Origin of the sequence: Collinsella aerofaciens, assembly GCF_040926265.1 — a bacterium.
GTDB classification, from domain to species: domain Bacteria; phylum Actinomycetota; class Coriobacteriia; order Coriobacteriales; family Coriobacteriaceae; genus Collinsella; species Collinsella aerofaciens_BB.
In genome coordinates this window covers 1-16,881 of the sequence record NZ_JBCOIL010000005.1, presented here as the reverse complement: position 1 = coordinate 16,881, position 16,881 = coordinate 1, and the positions used below count along the sequence as shown (strand labels likewise).

Genomic DNA, 16,881 nt, shown 5'->3' with positions numbered 1-16,881 from the left:
CCCTGCGCTTCCCTTCAGAAAGGATTTTCACCATGTCTCAGAACACCACCGCCACCCAGCCCCGCACCGTCCAGACCGCCGACCGCGGCAAACTCGACGTCCGCGCTCTCGTCCTGCTCGCCATCCTGCTCGCCGCCGGCTTCATCCTCAACTTCACCGTCGGCAAGGCCATCTCAGGCATCTCGGGCGGCATGATCAGCCCCGAGTTCATCATCTCGGCCTTCTGCCTCACCATCCTGGTCGTTCGCCCCAACATCGGCCAGGCGCTCGTCATTGGCCTCATCTCGGCTGCCGTGATCCAGATCACCACCACTTCGCCGTTCGTCGATTTTGCCGCCGAGGGCATCGCCGCCATGCTCATGGCCGGCATCGTCAACGCCGCCGGCAAGGACGGTCAGGTCAAGCCCGCCATCGCCATTGTCGCAACCTTCCTGACCACCTTTGTCTCCGGCGTCATCTTCATGGTCATCAAGATGGCCATGCTCGGCGTGGTCGGCGAGCTCGCCGCCGCCATGTTGCCCGTCGTCGCCATGACCGCCGTCTTTAACGCCATTCTGGTCGGCGCCCTCTACCTGCCCATCCAGAAGGCCCTTAGGCTCAACTAACCCGCTCGGCTTTACGAGCCACCCCATCTTGGCGTTCATTCGACGCTCGCGTACCCAAGTACGCTTCGCTCCTCTTTCGCGCCAACCTGGGGCCCCTCGTAAAGCCGTCTCCGTGCTTCACCACCAAAGACCGTCCCAAACAACGAGCTTTTTTGGGACGGTCTTAAACAACTGGTCATTTAAGACTGTCCCCAATGACTATGAAAGGTATCCATGGAAACGATCGTCAACGTCGACGATGTCTCGTTCTCCTATGGCACGCAGACCGAGCAGGCGCTCAGCCACATCTCGCTCAGCGTGAACAAGGGAGATTTCATCGGCATCATCGGACCCTCGGGCGCCGGCAAGTCCACGCTTGCCGCCTGTCTGTCGGGTGCTGTGCCCCACCACTACACCGGCACGTTCTTCGGGTCCGTCATGGTTGACGGCCACGACACCTGCGAGGTCTCGCTGACCGACGTGTCGCAAATCGTCGGCAGTGTGCTGCAGGATATCGACACGCAGATGGTCGCCTCGGTCGTCGAGGACGAGATGCTCTTTGGCCTCGAGAACTTTGCCGTTCCCCACGACCAGATCGAGCAGCGCGTGAGCGAGACGCTCGAGACCGTCGGCATCAGCGACCTGCGCGACCGCGAGATCGCCACCCTCTCGGGCGGACAGAAGCAAAAGGTGGCCATCGCCGCCATCCTCGCCATGCGTCCGCGCGTCTTGGTTCTCGACGAGCCCACCGCGGCACTCGACCCCGCCAGCTCCACGCTGGTCTTCGAGACGCTGCGTGAGGCAAACCGCGCGCTTGGAATCACCATCGTCGTCGTTGAGCAAAAGGTCGCCCTGCTCTCGGAGTACTGCAACCGCGTGCTCGTGCTCAATCATGGCGAAATCGCGCTGCAGGGCGAGCCACACGAGGTCTTCGCGCATACCGACGAGCTCCGTGCCATCGGCGTCGACTGCCCTCGCGTCACGCGTATCTTCAATAGCCTCGAAACTGATGGCCTGGTAAGCGGCACCCCCTGCTTGGATGTCGATGAGGCCGAGCGCCTGATTTCGGGCATCGTCGACCCCGCACACGCGGCTATCGAAGCCCAGGCGCCCGCCGGTTCCCCGCATGCACCGTCGTTGCGTCCTCATGCCAAGGATGCCGAACCCGTACTCACCTTCGACCATGTTGAGTTTGCCTATCCCAACGGCGGCGCCGCCGTACACGACCTTAACCTGACCCTCTACCCCGGTGAGCTCGTGGGCATCGTCGGTCAGAACGGTGCCGGCAAGACCACGCTCACCAAGCTGCTCACGGGCCTGCTCAAGCCCGCCTCGGGCAGCGTGCGCGTCACGGGACTGGATACTGCAACCGTTCCCACGAGCCGCATTGCCCGCGAGGTCGCGACCCTCTTCCAAAACCCCGACCGCCAGATCTGCAAGGATACCGTGCTCGACGAGGTCGCCTTTGGCTTGGAGCTTGCCGGCATCGACCGTGCCGAGGCTCTGCGTCGCGCCCAGCTGGTCATCGACCGCTTTGGTCTGCCCGCCGACGAGGCACCGTTCTCGCTTTCGCGTGGCCAGCGACAAATGGTGGCACTTGCCTCCGTCGTAGTGGTTGAGCCCAAGATCGTCGTGCTCGACGAGCCCACGAGCGGCCTTGACTACCGCGAGTGCATGACCGTCATGGAAACCGTGCGCACCATGGCCGAGCGCGGATGCGCCGTCATCATGGTCTGCCACGACATGGAAGTCGTCTCCGACTTTGCCGAGCGCATCGTAGTAATGGCCGACGGCCGCATCCTCGACCGCGGCCGCACGCACGAGCTGTTCTCGAACATCGATCTCATGCGGCGTGCCTACGTGGAGCCTCCCCAGGTTATTGAACTCTCGCGCCGTCTGGCATCTTCCGTCTCGCCCGCTTTTGCGCAGGTGAGCGAGGTCACCGATGTCGTTCGAATTACCAAGGAGATGGTCCACCGTGGTTAACGTCATCGACTACATGCCGGGCGATACGCTGCTGCATCGCCTGAACCCCGTCGTCAAACTGGGCCTCGCCGCCGCCATCATCGTCGGCATCTTCTTGTCCGACACCTACGTGGCGCTGCTGGGCTTTTTGGCACTCACCCTTGCACTGGGTACCTATGCCGGCGTCGTCGACCGTCTGCTCTCGCTGCTCAAGTTGCTGATTCCGCTCGCGCTTATCATGCTGGTGCTCCAGCTGGCCTTTATGCGCGATGGCAACGTGGTGTGGGGCTTTATCACCGACGCGGGCCTCATCACGGGATCGAAGGCCTGCCTGCGCCTGCTAGGTGTGGCGTTGCCACTCATCCTCATGCTCATGGTGACCAAGCTCAACGACCTTGCCAACGCCTGCGTCGAGGTGCTGCACGTACCGTATCGCTATGCCTTCACCTTTACCACGGCGCTGCGCTTTGTGCCGGTGTTTGGTCAGGAGATGAACGCCATCATGGAGGCGCAGACCGCACGCGGCGTCGAGTACGACACCAAGAACCCCATCAAGAAGCTTAAGCTCATGTTGCCACTGTGCGTGCCGCTGCTCATCTCGAGCGTGGGCAAGACCGATGCCACCGCGCTTGCCGCCGAGCAGCGCGGCTTCTACCTGCGCACACGCGCCAGCTCGTACAAGCGCTATCCCATCAAGGGTCTGGACATCGCCGTGCTCATCGTCAGCATCGCCCTCATCGCCATCGGCTTCCTGTTCTAGTTCACCACCGACAGCAACCGCCCAACGCAAAAGGCCTCGGCTCGCACCAAACGAGCCGAGGCCTTTACTGTTTCTCCAGATAAAACCCACCATAATTAACCTGTCCCTTTTTGGCAGGTCGGAAGCTAGAGGCGGTAGGGAGCGCCGCTGCGGATGATGGATTCGCGCACCAGGACGTCCATGGCGTCGAGGGTGATCTCGGGCATCTCACGGTATTTCTGCAGCACCGAGAGCTCCGTACAGGCCAGGATGACGCGGTCGCAGCCGCTACGGGCGAACTCCCACATCACGCGGTCGAACTTATCCATATCGGGCTCACGTCCGGCCTTCACATCATCGTAGATAAGCGACATCACATCGTTCTGACGTTTCTCGCTGGGATAGACAACCTCAACACCCGCAGCCTTACATTCGCGGCCGTAGACGCCCGCGCCCACGGTTCCGTCGGTGCCCATGATGCCAATCTTGTGCACCGGCTCGGCCGGCATACTCAGGTTGGGGTCGAACTCGCACTCCCCCATCACCGCACCGGCCAGAGCATAGCGCACCGACTCACGCGGCATGTGGATAATCGGCACTGTGGTAAACGACTGGATCTGGTCGTAGAAGTAGTGTGACGTGTTGCAGGGAATGGCAATGTGCGCACAGCCCAGCGACTCGAGTGCCTGGGCACACTCTTTCATGGTCGCCAGCAGCTTGGCATGCTCGCCGGTCTTAATGGCCAGCGTGCGGTCGGGCATGGTCGACTTGGAGAGCACCACCATGTCGATATGTTCCTGATCGCAGGCAGCAGCCGTATGACGCACCACCTGGTCGTAGTAATACGACGTGGCCTCGGCGCCCATGCCGCCGATAACTCCCAGCTTTTCCATCGCCGCCTCCTTGGTGACGCTTGCGCAATTGCGCGTATCGTACCCGCGCCCGCCCGATGCAAACCGGACGGGCGCCGCACTCATCTACTTGTAATACGTCTTGAACAGCTTAAAGTGGCGCAGCTTAGTGTGCCACATGCGCAGCCAGCGGTTAAAGACAAAGTCGCCCTTCATAAACGAAGGGTCGGCGCCCTTGCCTTCCTTGTCCAGGCGATGCACCTTAGCGCGCAGCTCGGGATCCTTGACGTATTTGTCGACGACGCCCATGGGGACGACCATCCACAGAGCCTCGTCCTGCGCCGTCACAAACTCCGGCGCAAACGGGCGGTTGAACACATACTCGTCCACCACATACTTGGCAACGTTAAAGCCGCTGTTGGTAACGTAGTAGTTGCTGCGGCCCTGGCGCGTGTTGAAATCGAAGAACTTAAACGAGCCATCGCGCTCGTCGTACTTAACGTCAAAGTTGGAATAGCCCACAAAGTGAAGGTCCTCGAGCAACTTGCGCACGCCGCCCATGAGCTCGTCATTAGGCTCGGTAATGATACAGGCATGGTTGCCGACACCGTGGGGCTGATGCTCCTCGAGCAGTACGTGACCCAGGCACATCATGCGCACCTTGCCGTTGCGGTCGGAATAGCTGGTGAGCACGCGCATGTACTCGTCGTTACCGGGCACGCGGTCCTGTAAGATCAGGTCGTCGGTGTAGCCACTGGCATACGAGTCGCGAATGACCTGTTCCAGCTCGGCACGGTCGGCAATCTCATAGGCCTTTTTCTGGCCCTCGAACTCGTGCTGCCACCACATGATGCCGTCAGAAGGCTTCAGAATCATCGGGTAAGGAAAATCGATCTGGTCGAGCACTTCGGCAGGCGCCTCACCCTGGGCATTGAGCATCGCCTTGGTAAAGGTAAACGTGTGCGGATAGGGCACGCCATGTTTCTCGCACAGCTCGTAGAAGATCTCCTTCTTCTGGCACTGCTCGAGCATGCTGTAGGGCGCGTAGGGAGCGACGATGTTGTCCGCCAGCTCATGAGCATCCTTGGCCTGAGCCACGAGGGCAACATAGTTGTCGCCACAGCCCACAAGGACAATCGTCTTGTCGGCATGCGCTTGGGCAATGCCGTTGACGGTTTTGAGCATCACGGGCATGGTGTCGATATCCACGTTGGGCGTGTAGTCGATAATCTGGCTGCGGTACGCGGGACCCGTCTGATACTTGCCAAAGACCAGACTCTTGACCTGGTACTCCTCGTAGAAGGCGCGCGCCACCGAATAGGCGTTGATGTCGCCACCGAGCAGCACGGGAATGAACTCGCGCTCTGTAAATTGCAATGCCATGGAAACTTCCTATCATGAACTGCCCACACAATGGGCGGTCTTTGCGCAACTGATTTATTCTAGCGTGCCAAGCCGCCGGCGCCCAAAGCTCCACCGTATCTATGGCAATCGACGTAATCGTCCAGCACGAAGGCCAGCACGAAGACGGCGCTCACCGTTGTATGACAATGGGCAATGAACCTACCATTGTTGTAGGATTCAGCGTATTGACATCCTCGAGCGAAAGGCGCACACGTGCCCCAAGACCATCCGACCGATAATCCCATCCTCAATGCTGCGAAGCGCGAGCTGGTGGAACGTGCGAAAGCGACCGCTCCCCTGTGCACGGCAAACGACGCCTACAACGGACCCGCCCGCATCGTCTCAATCAACACGTCGGCACACAAGGGCACGCGCAAGTCGCCCGTCGCCGATGGACACGACACCGTTATAGAGCAATTTGGTCTCGCCACCGATGCACACGCCGGACATTGGCACCGTCAGGTTTCCTTTTTGGCCGCAGAGTCCATCCAGACGGCGCAGGCTCGCGGACTCGATGTGCGCGAGGGTGACTTTGGAGAAAACTTCACCACCCAGGGCATCAATCTACTCTCGCTCCCTTTGGGCACGCAGCTCAAGCTTGGCAGCGAGGTGCTCGTCGAAATCAGCCAAATCGGCAAGGTCTGCCACACACGCTGTGCTATCTACTATCTCGCTGGCGACTGCATCTTTCCGCACGAGGGCATTTTTGGCGTGGTACTAAAGAGCGGAGAGGTCCATATCGGCGACGATATCCAGGTAGTCAAACTCGGCGACGGCACCTGTTCGTTCACCCCTGCCGAGGCGCTCGAAGAGATTGAGCAGGCTCGTCAGGAGGGCGCGCTGTAGCTGTAAAACCCCACGTTGAGATAGCTTTATAGCCCAAAACTCCTCTCAAACAGACCCCTGTAACGTTAAAGTTGAACTCTATGGTTTCTCAACAATTCATCATAACTGCAGGTCAAAGCCAAAGCCTCAAGTTCAACTTGACCCTTTGGAACCTTTAAGGTTCAAGTTGAGGTCGAAAGCAGTAGTAGAATACCGTTCGAACCATAACCTACGATTGATTGCAGAGGGACTGGATGCAGCATTCGAATCATCGCACCGCAGCGCTCATTGCGTCGAAGCCGGCTCGTATCATCACGAGCGCCGCGCTCGCCGTTGCGCTGACGGCCACGCCGATGCTCTCCCCCGTTGCGGCGTATGCCGCCTCGCAGGCAACGCAGGACCAGCTTTCCGCAGCCCAGCAGAAGATCGAAGCCGCCACGAGCGCCTACAACGACGCCCGCACCAAACTCGATGACCTGCAAAAGCAGATTGACTCCAATGAGGCAAGCATCGAGGAAATCGAGGCTAAGCTTCCCGAGCAGCAGGCCAAGGCAAGCTCCGCCATGCGCGATCTGTACAAGTATCAGAAGGGCACCAATCCCATCGTGAGCTTCCTGGTCAACGCGCAGAGCCTGGGTGAGTTCATCACGACCTGCAAATACACCAACCAGATCACGAGCTCGAGCGTCGACGAGATCGAAGAGCTCAATAACATGCAAACCGAACTCGAGCAGAACAAGGCTGAGCTCCAGCAGGCCAAGTCTCAGCTTGAGGCTGAGCAGAAAAACGCCGAGGATGCGCTGGCGCAGGCCCAGCAGCTCCGCAGCGAGGCACAGGCAAAAGCCGAGCAGGAAAATGCCGCCGAGCTTGCCAAGCTTGAGGCCGATAAGGCCGCTGCCGCCGAGAAGCTCTCGGGCGAGGGCGTAAGCGGCAGCAATTCCAGCAGCCAGGCCACCAACACCAACACCACCATCGACACCACGGTGAACAACGCCAATACCGGTAGCTCCGATTACGATTCGTTCATTAATGAGTGGACGAGCCGCATCGACAATTATCTCGCCGGCTCCCCCATGGCAGGCCAGGGCTATAACTTTGCCGTCGCCGCTTGGAATACCGGTGTCGACCCCCGTTGGTCCCCCGCCATCGCCTGCATCGAGAGCACCAAGGGTGCTTATTGCGCCAATTCTTACAACGCCTGGGGCTGGAGTGCCCGTGGCGGCGGTTGGCGCAGCTTTGGCAGCTGGAGCGAGGGCATCTCCGCTCACGTTGCCTATCTGGGCGCCAACTACGACTCCACCCTTACCCCGGCAGCAGCCAAAAAGTACTGCCCGCCCACGTGGCAGGACTGGTACAACAAAGTCGCCGCTCAGATGAACCGCATCTAAGTGCAACTGCAAAGGGCCCCAATGGGGCCCTTTTCTTTTAGGTAGCGGAGGTATCGACGACGCCGGTCGCATTGGCAACCGCGACTATGACGATCATGCATAGGAGCAGCACACCCAATGCCTTGAGCCAGAGTTTCGCGAGCTTCTTGCCGCGATAGCTGTCGAGCAATGCGAATCGCCGACGAAGACGGCGCTTATCGAGCAGCGCAAAATGCATAAGCACCATAAGGCTATCGACAAAGAAAAAATACTCGATGATGAGAAGCCACGTCGGGTAGCTTTGGTTTGCTCCGGTGGGGTGAAAGACGGCAAAGTGACTTCCGACAAAGAACACAAGCAGCGAGAAGCAGACGAGCGTATTCCAAATGCGCCCCAGAGACTCCGGAACGCGAGAGAGCAGACCACATGCAGCGGAGGCGGCGGGCCTAGGAAGCCCTGCGGGGTTTCGGGGCCCTTGGGGCGTCAACACCGTCTCCGAGGCCGGAGTACGGACAGGCGCAGGAGGCCGCACGGGGCGACTCAGATCGTATGCCGCGCGCGTCGCCCGTCCCAACGCTTCCGCACTCGCAAAACGCTTGACCGGGTCGAGCGCCATCGACATGCAGACGACATCGGCAAGTGGAGTGGGAATGCCGCGCGCCTCGCATTGCTCGCGCATGTCGAGCCCTGGTTTAGGGTCGACTCCCGTCAAGCAGAAGAACAACAGGGCGCCAAGCGCGTAGACGTCGCTGCGCACACTCGTCTGCCCAAACCCATACTGCTCGGGCGGCGCATAGGGTCGCGTGCCAAACTTGACGGTGTCGGCATCGGCGCCATCGCGCCATACGCGCGCGATCCCCAAGTCGATAATCACCAGCGATGAAAATGTCAGGCCGTCATCAGGCGTATAGTTGGCACCTGTCACGATGATATTCGACGGCTTGAGGTCGCGATGGATCACCGGCGCCGACGTCTCCCCCGCTATTGCAAAACCGGCGTGGAGCTCGCCCACGGCATCGCATAGGGCAGGATACAATTCACGCGCATAATCGGGGGTGGCTCCCAGACGGTACACCAGCGCCCTGAGCGTCTCCCCTTCGATGTATTCCATAACCACGTTGAGCTCGTCGCCCACACGACGACAATCGACGATTCTGGGCAGGTGCTCAAAACGCCTGCCTGCCCGCTGAGCGGCAAACAAACGCCCGTATGCCCCGCCGATTTGAGCCGAAGCATCGATGCGTTTACGGACAAAGGGGCCGAGCGAACCACCGCCGGTTCCTTCAAAGTACACAAGCTCGGTTGTTTCAACGGGCGAGCGCTTAAGTACACGCTCCACGCGATAGCTGTCGTCACGATCGAGCGACGCCAGGTGCTCGGCAAGCGCTGCGGTCAACTCATCATCGGAATATGTTGGGGTCTGAGTATCCATAGCCTCCATCATAGCGCAGGGCGCAGACACCCCATGGCATCCGCGCCCCGTTCGTTTGCATCGCTGTTCGACAGCTCCGCCGGCTCAGATATCAACCGCTAACTCACCGTCTCCTCGCCAAAGCGATACAGCTCCTCGTTGACCTTTTGGAGGCTGCACCCGCGATCGATACAAAAGATGATAATCGCATCGCGGCGGTCCTTGCAGTTAAGGACGCTTACCCCGGCAGCCGTCAGCGCACGGTTGGTCTCTTTGAGCGTCAGTGCCATCGCAAAGGCAATCTGCAGCACCTTATTGCGACTCGGATGACGCGCACCGGTAAAGATCTGATAGCCAAAGGTCTCATTGAGATCGGCCATACGAACCACGCGCGAGCGCTCCAAGCCCTTTTCCTGCAGTAGCCGCTTCAGGTAGTCCGAAAGCGATGGGGCGGCAAAGTCGTGTTCTTTGATATAGCCATCGATGTTTGGCGCGTCGAGAAGCTCATTGAGCAACTCCTCGGTCAGCTTTTTATCGGGCATACGGCTTCACCTCCCCCAGTGCATGTAACATGCTAGAAACCACTTACGTCCGAACGCTCCCAGCTAGCAACCTGGTCGGGAGACACTGTACCCAGCGCCTCGAACTTCCAGGAGCCGCCCGCCTTCAGATGATTGGTGTTTGCAAGAGCCGTTCCAACCTGGTTGCCATCGGCATCATACAGAACATACTCAATCTGAATGTAGCTCTTTTCCTTGTCCGTGTTATTGGTCAGCGTGCCCGTGATCTTATAGGCAAACTGATTGGAGGTGTCTTCAGCCTCATCAGCAATGGCATACGGTTCTTGCGGTTCTTTTTGCTCCTCAGCCTGCTGTGTCGTCTCGGCAGGTTTTGCCGAATCGCTCGCAGACGAATCGGTTGAATTGCCACCCATAGAGCCCACGGCACCGACGATAACCAGCACCACGATGACGCCTAGGACAATCTTGCCGATCGGCTTCTTTCCCTCTTTTGCCATTATTCATCCTTCCTACGATCCGGCTACCGCGCCGGCATACAGCACATCGTAGAAAGGATTGAACTTGAATTCATTAGCTGAGAGCTAAGGCTGCAGTAAACGGCCAATGCAGTTATCCAAACGCCGAGCAAACGCACTTTGCGCAACCGTCTGCTGGCAGCGCGTCAACCCACCGTTACGGATTCCCCAGTAAAGGCGCTGATCATCAACAGGACAAAGAACACCAGGTAGCTGGCACTCAGCGGGTACGCAATAATCAGGAAGACGACCCAGCCGACAGTGGTTTTACCGTCGGCACGGCGTTGCTCGTGATTGCGGCAAAGCCAAATCGTCACGCCAATGGCCACAATCAGCAACACGAGTGCCGCTGCTGCCAACCCGGCAAGCGCAAACATTACGCCAATGCTCACAGCGATGACCGGAAGCAGCAGCAAACCGCACCCGCATCCACCCGGACTATATACGGCAGGCTGTCGGCGTCGCCTCATCGTCACGCCACCCCCATCATCTCTGAGCACTACAGCGCAATGGCCTGCTGAACAGGAACGATCTTATCGAGTTCCGGTTCGATCCGCCTTTTCTCGGCCTCGAGATCAAACGCTATCTGGGCGCGCAGCCAATAACCATCCGTCAGGCCAAAATAACGGCAAAGACGGAGGTCGGTGTCGGCCGTCACGCGACGTTTTCCCAAGACAATCTGCCCGATACGCTGAGCCGGAATCCCTGTCTCTTTCGCAAGGCGATATTGAGAAATGCCCATGGGAACAAGAAACTCCTCTTTGAGAAGCTCACCAGGAGTCACCGGCGACAGCAAATCGGCCGAGGTCTCATCACTTGTGATAATCGACGATTTCGACATTCCAAGCCATCTCCTGTCTCCACTCAAAACAGACCCGATAGCGCTCATTACGATGCAATCATAGTATCGCCTTACGTTAGTAACGTCAAACGTTTCTATAGACTTACATCTCTATTATATCGTACGTTTGTTCGTGTTTTCTAGAACAAATAGTCCTTCACGCCTTAGTCAAGCAAAAGCAATCGTTTGTAGACATCGAGACCTTTGAGTAGGATTTCCTCGTCGAAGAGCATGCTATCGGTATGCAGAGCGCTTGTGGCATAGGCGGGGCAGCCATCCGAATCACTCGGGTTGTCTTGGTCCTCTGGCATACCCGTGCCCAGCAGGAAAAACACGCCCGGCAGATGGCGCTGATAGAACGCGAAATCCTCGGCGATCAGCAGCGGCTCGTCCACAAGTTGCAGCTCGGGCAAGGCAGGCGCAATGTGGGCAAACAACTCGGGGTCGTTATCGACTGGCGGATAGCCCTCGGCAAAGTCGAGATCGTACGTACAGCCCGTTGCGGTGCACGCCTCGTCGAGCGCACGGCGTACGCCCTCGCGCGCACGGTCGAACATGGCGTCCGTAAACACACGCAAGCTACCGGCAACATGGGCCTCCCCCGCCACCGCATTGCAGACGGTGCCTGCCTGCAGCAGGCCGAACTTGCCAATGCAGGGCTCATCGGCACCCAACTCGTCCATGAGCTCGCGCTCGGAAACTAAGAACTTGGCCGCTGCCAGCGCGGCATCGTGCGATTCCTCGACTGGAACGCCGTAGGTCTTGGCGATATGGATACTCGTTCCATGGATATGAATGTGCGTCTCGCTTGAGCGCGCCAGCAGCGGACCGGGGCAGCTCGCCAACGTGCCGGCGGGCAGATCGGGCCACACATGAAAGCCAAAAATGCGGTCGGCCCCATAGCGCTCGAACACACCACTCTCGCATACCGTCTTGGCACCACCGGTCGTTTCCTCGGCCGGCTGGAACACAAAGAGAACGTTGCGCCTAATGGCGCCCGGCTGTTCGCGAATCGTACGGTCAACATACGTCGCGGCGGCAAGCGCCATGGCCATGTGTCCGTCATGTCCGCAAGCGTGCATCTTGCCGGGATGGGTTGAGGCAAAGGCCGCTCCCGTCGCCTCCGCGATGGGAAGCGCGTCCATATCGGCGCGAATCGCCGTGGCATGCGCGGCGCCCGTGCCAGCGTCGAAGAAGGCGCAGACGCAGCTCGGACAGGGATGGGTCACCTCGCAGGCAAGCGGGGCGAGCACGCCCTCGATATAGGCGATGGTTTGCGGAAGATCGAAGTCGAGCTCCGGAATGCGATGCAGGTCGCGACGATAGCGACGGAGTTCTTGGAGCTCGGTCATAAAGGATCCTTTCATGGGGCATATCCATTCACACAATATTGTGATGCAGAATTGTGACGCCCTTGTTTCTAGCATATCCCTGCATTTTTTAAACGTTATATACGAATACTCTTGTTTGGTAAAGTGCAACGTGATAGGGTCTTTACCACTTGATAGAGGCGCGGGCACGAAGAGCCGCGGGCGAGCCGGCAGGCTTTGACCCCGTGGGGAGGCGAAACCCGCCGAACTGGGTTTTACGGGCACGAACAACCTGGTGGGCCTGTGGGAAACACCCACAGGACTGTCTGCAGCAATGCGGGAGCGCTATCCGGACATTGGGTCCACGCTATGCGGATTCGATGCGCAGATGGCGCCGTCTGGATAGCGAGGTTTACGGGACATGGCATTGACCCCCAACGAGGCATATGCGGCCAAGCAGCCGTTTGTGGACAAGGAGACACTCGAGCATATCGTCGAGCAGTTCCCCACGCCGTTTCATCTATACGACGAGGCGGGCATCCGCCGCAACATACAAGAAGTGCGCGACGCCTTTGCATGGAACCCGGGCTTTAAGGAATACTTTGCCGTCAAGGCCAACCCCAACCCGGCGCTCATCTCCATTCTCAACGAATACGGCTGCGGCTGCGATTGCTCGAGCTATACCGAGCTCATGATCGCCCGCTCGCTGGGTATCACGGGACACGACATCATGTTCTCGTCCAACGATACGCCGGCTGCCGACTTTGAGCTCGCCGACAAGCTGGGTGCCATCGTCAACTTTGACGACATCAGCCACATCGAGTTCTTTGAGCGTGTTGCGGGACCCATCCCCAAAACGGTCAGCTGCCGCTTTAATCCAGGCGGCCTGTTCCAGCTCTCCAACGGCATCATGGACAACCCAGGCGACTCCAAATATGGCATGACCACCGAGCAGCTCTTCGAGGCCTTCCGCATGCTCAAAGCCAAGGGCGCCGAGGACTTTGGCATCCACGCATTCCTTGCCAGCAACACCGTCACCAACGACTACTACCCCGAGCTCGCGCGTATCCTCTTTGAGCTTGCTGTACGCCTGGAGCGCGAGACCGGCGCACACGTCGCCTTCATCAATCTGTCCGGCGGCGTCGGCATCCCCTACCTGCCCGAGCAGCAGGCCAACGACATTCGCGCCATCGGCGAGGGAGTACACGCGGCATACGACGAGATCCTGGTTCCCGCCGGCATGGGCGATGTGGCCATCTGCACTGAGATGGGCCGCTTTATGATGGGCCCCTACGGCTGCCTGGTCACCAAGGCTATCCACGAGAAGCAGATCTACAAGGACTATATCGGTGTCGATGCAAGCGCCGTCGATTTGATCCGCCCTGCCATGTATGGCGCCTACCACCACATTACGGTGATGGGTCAGCCGGGCGGCGCCGACAAGGCCACGGCGCCCGTCACGAACACCTATGACATCACGGGCAACCTATGCGAGAACAACGACAAGTTCGCTATCGATCGCAAGCTGCCGCATATCGACATGGGTGACCTGCTTGTAATCCACGATACCGGTGCGCATGGCTACTCCATGGGCTACAACTACAACGGACGGCTGCGCTCGGCCGAGGTCCTGCTGCGCCCCGATGGCGCGGCCGACCTCATCCGCCGCGCCGAGCGCCCGGGCGATTACTTTGCCACGCTCGACGTGCTGCCGTGCGGCCGAGAGCTGCTGGCCAAGTCGCGCGCCGAAAGTGCCCGCCGTCGCGCCGAAGACGAGCGCCTGGCAGTCGCAGCTCAATGGAACAAACGCATCCAGATCGCGGAGGCGAAGGAGAAGAACATGGACATCCGCAATCTCGAGGGCTCAATCGTCGCCCTGGTTACGCCGTTTAAAAAGGACGGCAGTGTCGACTTTGACGCGCTCGAGCGCCTTATCGATTTCCACTTGCAAAATGGCACCGACGCCATTCTCACCCTGGGCACCACCGGCGAGAGCGCCACGATGACCGATGACGAGGACAACTCCGTCGTCGCCGCCGTGGTCAAGCATGTTGCAGGACGCGTCCCCGTCATCGCCGGCTCGGGCTCCAACTCCACGCAGACCATGCTCACCAAGTCGCTCACCTATCAGGGCCTGGGCGCCGACGGCCTGTTGCTCATTACCCCCTACTACAACAAGTCCAATGAAGAGGGTATCTATCAGCACTTTAAGACCGTGGCCGATGCCGTGGACATCCCCTGCATCCTGTACAACATCCCCGGCCGCTGCGGCTGCGGCATCAGCGAGCGCAACGTTGCGCGCCTGGCAGCACATCCCAACATCATGGGCATCAAGGAAGCCTCGGGCAACGTCGCCTACGCGGCCAAGATCGCCCACCTGCTGTCAGACGACTTCCGCATGTACTCGGGCGAGGACGCGCTTACCGTGCCGCTCATGAGCCTGGGCGCCGCGGGCACCATCAGCGTGTGGGCAGACGTGCAGCCGCAGCTCGTACACGACATGTGCCGCGCTTATCTGGACGGCGACGTAGCGCGCGCCCGCGATATCCAGATTGCCGGCCAGCCGCTCATCAACGCCCTCTTTAGCGAGGTCAACCCCATCCCCGTTAAGGAAGCGCTCGCCCAGATGGGCATGATCGAGGCAAACTACCGTATGCCGCTGTGCCCCATGGCAGACGACACGCGATCCGCACTTACCGATGCTCTGAAGGGAGCTGGTCTGCTTGATTAAGACCGTCATTATGGGAACGGGCCGCATGGGCTCGCTCATCCGCACCACCGCCGAAAGCATTGTCGATGCCGCCGGGCAGCCCGTTTTTGATATCGTGGCCCAGATTGGCTTCGATTTGAGCGAGCTCGAGAACGCACCGGCTGCCGATGTGATTATCGACTTCTCGAACGTCGTGACCTTCGATGCCGTCGTCGCCTATGTCGAGCGCACGGGCGCCGCACTCGTTTCCGGCACCACGGGCTATTCACCTGAGCAGATGGACCGCCTGCGTGAGCTGGGCCAGAATGCCCGTGTCATGCACTCGGGCAATTACTCCATCGGCATCGCAGCCCTGCGTCATCTAGTGGCCCAGGCCACACGCGAGCTGCCCGGCTTTGACTGCGAGATCGTCGAGACGCACCACAACCAAAAGGTCGACGCCCCGAGCAGCACCGCCAAGCTACTGCTCGACGCCGTCGTCGAAGCTGAACCCGAGGCAGGCTACCACCCCGTCTATGGCCGCGAGGGCATGTGCGGCGCGCGTGGCCCCAAGGAGATCGGAATGCACTCGCTGCGCGGCGGCACCGTCGCCGGCGTGCACGAGGTTAGTTTCTTTGGCCAGGACGAGGAGGTCACGCTCACCCACCGCGCAACGAGCCGTCAGATCTTTGTCAACGGCGCCTTGGCAGCCGCGCAGAAGCTCGTCGTCCGCGAACCCGGCTTCTATACGTTCGACAAGGTCATGTTTGCCTAACCGGGTATCAACCGAATCCACCCAAAGGAGAGATAGCAAATGAGCAACGCAGCCGAGATGGATGCACAAGAGATTATCAACTACATCGCCACCGCGCCCAAAAAGACGCCCGTCAAGCTGTACGTGCGCGAGAAGCCGGGCATGAAGGTTGCCTGGGGCAACGCACATGTCTACGGCGGTCGTCGTGGCAAGACCGTCTTTGGCGACTGGGAGGAACTCAAGGCCATCCTGGACGCCAATGCCGATTCCATCGATTACTACGACGTCGAGAATGACTGCCGCAACTCCGCCGTCCCCATGCTCGACCTTAAGGGCATCAACGCCCGCATTGAGCCGGGCGCGATCATCCGCGACCGCGTCGAGATCGGCGACCGCGCCGTCATCATGATGGGCGCCATCATCAACATCGGCTCCGTTATCGGCGAGGGCTCTATGATTGATATGGGCGCCGTCCTGGGCGGCCGCGCAACCGTGGGCAAGAACTGCCACATCGGCGCCGGCACCGTACTGGCAGGCGTCGTTGAGCCCGCGAGTGCCACGCCCGTCATCATCGAAGATGATGTCATGATCGGCGCTAATGCTGTGGTCCTGGAGGGCGTGCGCGTGGGCAAGGGTGCTGTCGTTGCCGCCGGCGCCGTATGCGTCGAGGACGTCCCCGCCAGCGCCGTCGTGGCCGGTGTCCCCGCCAGCGTCATCAAGATGCGCGATGAGAAGACCGATAGCAAGACCGGTCTCGAAGAGGGCTTACGTCACCTTTAATAGTTACGCGGTTTTGACAAACCGCGTAACAGGTCGACGCTGCAAACGCCCCTAAGCGGCAATCTGACGTTCAATCGTCGGGCATGACCAGAAGGTCAATGCCCTCCTCTTTCACGTCACCTTGCTCGCCTAGGGGCGTTTTCGCTGACGTGTGCTCAACCTGCGGGGTAATGTCAGCAACCAAGCCAAAAACAAAAAAGGCCGAAGCACCATCGGAACTTCGGCCTTCCCTATCTCAGGGTTCCGTCGTATTCAACCATGGCGGATTGCTTTGACAGGCGCCCTACGGCCGTCTTATAGACCTCGGAACGATCGCGCCGCCCTA

16 protein-coding genes and 1 riboswitch are annotated in these 16,881 nt (G+C 59.6%); of the genes, 8 read left to right on the top strand and 8 right to left on the bottom strand.

Translation table 11 applies throughout. From position 1 onward, the window contains the following. Positions 1 to 32 precede the first annotated feature (32 nt). The 3 genes from AB5767_RS02305 to AB5767_RS02295 all read left to right on the top strand — a co-directional run bounded on the left by AB5767_RS02305 (position 33) and on the right by AB5767_RS02295 (position 3,309). Entirely contained in the window at positions 33 to 605 is a 573-nt protein-coding gene (locus AB5767_RS02305) for a hypothetical protein (protein ID WP_117745904.1), read from the top strand. 213 nt (positions 606 to 818) lie between these two features. After that, positions 819 to 2,570: an ABC transporter ATP-binding protein gene (locus AB5767_RS02300; RefSeq protein WP_368131400.1), complete on the top strand. Its 1,752-nt coding sequence runs from the start codon at positions 819 to 821 to the stop codon at positions 2,568 to 2,570. Continuing rightward, positions 2,563 to 3,309, top strand: a complete 747-nt coding sequence (locus AB5767_RS02295) for an energy-coupling factor transporter transmembrane component T family protein (RefSeq protein ID WP_117745902.1) — start codon at positions 2,563 to 2,565, stop codon at positions 3,307 to 3,309. Before AB5767_RS02300 ends, AB5767_RS02295 begins: the two co-directional genes overlap by 8 nt. A 125-nt stretch (positions 3,310 to 3,434) precedes the next feature. Here AB5767_RS02295 and AB5767_RS02290 read toward each other — a convergent pair whose 3' ends face one another. Together AB5767_RS02290 and AB5767_RS02285 are read right to left on the bottom strand one after the other, a co-directional pair. Beyond that, a complete protein-coding gene (locus tag AB5767_RS02290) occupies positions 3,435 to 4,181 on the bottom strand; it encodes an aspartate/glutamate racemase family protein (protein WP_270226906.1) in 747 nt (248 codons plus the stop codon). 84 nt (positions 4,182 to 4,265) lie between these two features. Then, positions 4,266 to 5,522: a carboxylate--amine ligase gene (locus tag AB5767_RS02285; RefSeq protein WP_117745900.1), complete on the bottom strand. Its 1,257-nt coding sequence runs from the start codon at positions 5,520 to 5,522 to the stop codon at positions 4,266 to 4,268. 234 nt (positions 5,523 to 5,756) lie between these two features. On the opposite strand from AB5767_RS02285, the gene AB5767_RS02280 reads away from it, so the two are divergent. Continuing rightward, positions 5,757 to 6,389: an MOSC domain-containing protein gene (locus AB5767_RS02280; RefSeq protein ID WP_368131398.1), complete on the top strand. Its 633-nt coding sequence runs from the start codon at positions 5,757 to 5,759 to the stop codon at positions 6,387 to 6,389. Positions 6,390 to 6,622: 233 nt separating this feature from the next. Continuing rightward, the gene (locus tag AB5767_RS02275) at positions 6,623 to 7,756 is read left to right on the top strand and encodes a coiled-coil domain-containing protein (RefSeq protein ID WP_368131397.1); all 1,134 of its coding nucleotides are present in this window, start codon (positions 6,623 to 6,625) and stop codon (positions 7,754 to 7,756) included. A 37-nt stretch (positions 7,757 to 7,793) separates the two neighbouring features. Here AB5767_RS02275 and AB5767_RS02270 read toward each other — a convergent pair whose 3' ends face one another. From AB5767_RS02270 to AB5767_RS02245, 6 genes are all read right to left on the bottom strand, one after another. After that, positions 7,794 to 9,167, bottom strand: a complete 1,374-nt coding sequence (locus AB5767_RS02270; protein WP_368131396.1) for a serine/threonine protein kinase — start codon at positions 9,165 to 9,167, stop codon at positions 7,794 to 7,796. A 98-nt stretch (positions 9,168 to 9,265) separates the two neighbouring features. Continuing rightward, positions 9,266 to 9,688: an XRE family transcriptional regulator gene (locus AB5767_RS02265; RefSeq protein WP_225093412.1), complete on the bottom strand. Its 423-nt coding sequence runs from the start codon at positions 9,686 to 9,688 to the stop codon at positions 9,266 to 9,268. 32 nt (positions 9,689 to 9,720) lie between these two features. After that, positions 9,721 to 10,164: an FxLYD domain-containing protein gene (locus tag AB5767_RS02260; RefSeq protein WP_215673828.1), complete on the bottom strand. Its 444-nt coding sequence runs from the start codon at positions 10,162 to 10,164 to the stop codon at positions 9,721 to 9,723. A gap of 164 nt (positions 10,165 to 10,328) precedes the next feature. Further along, positions 10,329 to 10,598: a hypothetical protein gene (locus tag AB5767_RS02255; protein WP_368131395.1), complete on the bottom strand. Its 270-nt coding sequence runs from the start codon at positions 10,596 to 10,598 to the stop codon at positions 10,329 to 10,331. Positions 10,599 to 10,681: 83 nt separating this feature from the next. Then, on the bottom strand, positions 10,682 to 11,023 hold the full coding sequence (locus tag AB5767_RS02250) for a HigA family addiction module antitoxin (RefSeq protein WP_346963477.1): 342 nt from the start codon (positions 11,021 to 11,023) through the stop codon (positions 10,682 to 10,684). 164 nt (positions 11,024 to 11,187) lie between these two features. Next, on the bottom strand, positions 11,188 to 12,375 hold the full coding sequence (locus tag AB5767_RS02245; protein ID WP_368131394.1) for an N-acetyldiaminopimelate deacetylase: 1,188 nt from the start codon (positions 12,373 to 12,375) through the stop codon (positions 11,188 to 11,190). A 145-nt stretch (positions 12,376 to 12,520) separates the two neighbouring features. Then, positions 12,521 to 12,689: riboswitch (Lysine riboswitch) on the top strand. A 65-nt stretch (positions 12,690 to 12,754) separates the two neighbouring features. On the opposite strand from AB5767_RS02245, the gene dapA reads away from it, so the two are divergent. Genes dapA through dapD form a run of 3 tightly spaced genes read left to right on the top strand, consistent with a single transcriptional unit; the run spans position 12,755 to position 16,556 of the window. Next, positions 12,755 to 15,064, top strand: coding sequence for a 4-hydroxy-tetrahydrodipicolinate synthase (gene dapA, locus AB5767_RS02240; RefSeq protein WP_368131393.1), 2,310 nt, complete (start codon positions 12,755 to 12,757; stop codon positions 15,062 to 15,064). Further along, on the top strand, positions 15,057 to 15,797 hold the full coding sequence (dapB, locus tag AB5767_RS02235) for a 4-hydroxy-tetrahydrodipicolinate reductase (RefSeq protein WP_368131392.1): 741 nt from the start codon (positions 15,057 to 15,059) through the stop codon (positions 15,795 to 15,797). The genes dapA and dapB overlap by 8 nt, the downstream gene beginning before the upstream one ends. A gap of 39 nt (positions 15,798 to 15,836) precedes the next feature. Then, a complete protein-coding gene (gene dapD, locus AB5767_RS02230) occupies positions 15,837 to 16,556 on the top strand; it encodes a 2,3,4,5-tetrahydropyridine-2,6-dicarboxylate N-acetyltransferase (RefSeq protein ID WP_368131390.1) in 720 nt (239 codons plus the stop codon). Positions 16,557 to 16,881 lie beyond the last annotated feature (325 nt).

Coding starts and splice junctions, on each gene's coding strand:
- AB5767_RS02305 (WP_117745904.1), top strand. CDS start 33: ATGTCTCAGAACACCACCGCCACCCAGCCCCGCACCGTCCAGACCGCC.
- AB5767_RS02300 (WP_368131400.1), top strand. CDS start 819: ATGGAAACGATCGTCAACGTCGACGATGTCTCGTTCTCCTATGGCACG.
- AB5767_RS02290 (WP_270226906.1), bottom strand. CDS start 4,181: ATGGAAAAGCTGGGAGTTATCGGCGGCATGGGCGCCGAGGCCACGTCG.
- AB5767_RS02285 (WP_117745900.1), bottom strand. CDS start 5,522: ATGGCATTGCAATTTACAGAGCGCGAGTTCATTCCCGTGCTGCTCGGT.
- AB5767_RS02275 (WP_368131397.1), top strand. CDS start 6,623: ATGCAGCATTCGAATCATCGCACCGCAGCGCTCATTGCGTCGAAGCCG.
- AB5767_RS02270 (WP_368131396.1), bottom strand. CDS start 9,167: ATGGATACTCAGACCCCAACATATTCCGATGATGAGTTGACCGCAGCG.
- AB5767_RS02265 (WP_225093412.1), bottom strand. CDS start 9,688: ATGCCCGATAAAAAGCTGACCGAGGAGTTGCTCAATGAGCTTCTCGAC.
- AB5767_RS02260 (WP_215673828.1), bottom strand. CDS start 10,164: ATGGCAAAAGAGGGAAAGAAGCCGATCGGCAAGATTGTCCTAGGCGTC.
- AB5767_RS02250 (WP_346963477.1), bottom strand. CDS start 11,023: ATGTCGAAATCGTCGATTATCACAAGTGATGAGACCTCGGCCGATTTG.
- AB5767_RS02245 (WP_368131394.1), bottom strand. CDS start 12,375: ATGACCGAGCTCCAAGAACTCCGTCGCTATCGTCGCGACCTGCATCGC.
- dapA (WP_368131393.1), top strand. CDS start 12,755: ATGGCATTGACCCCCAACGAGGCATATGCGGCCAAGCAGCCGTTTGTG.
- dapD (WP_368131390.1), top strand. CDS start 15,837: ATGAGCAACGCAGCCGAGATGGATGCACAAGAGATTATCAACTACATC.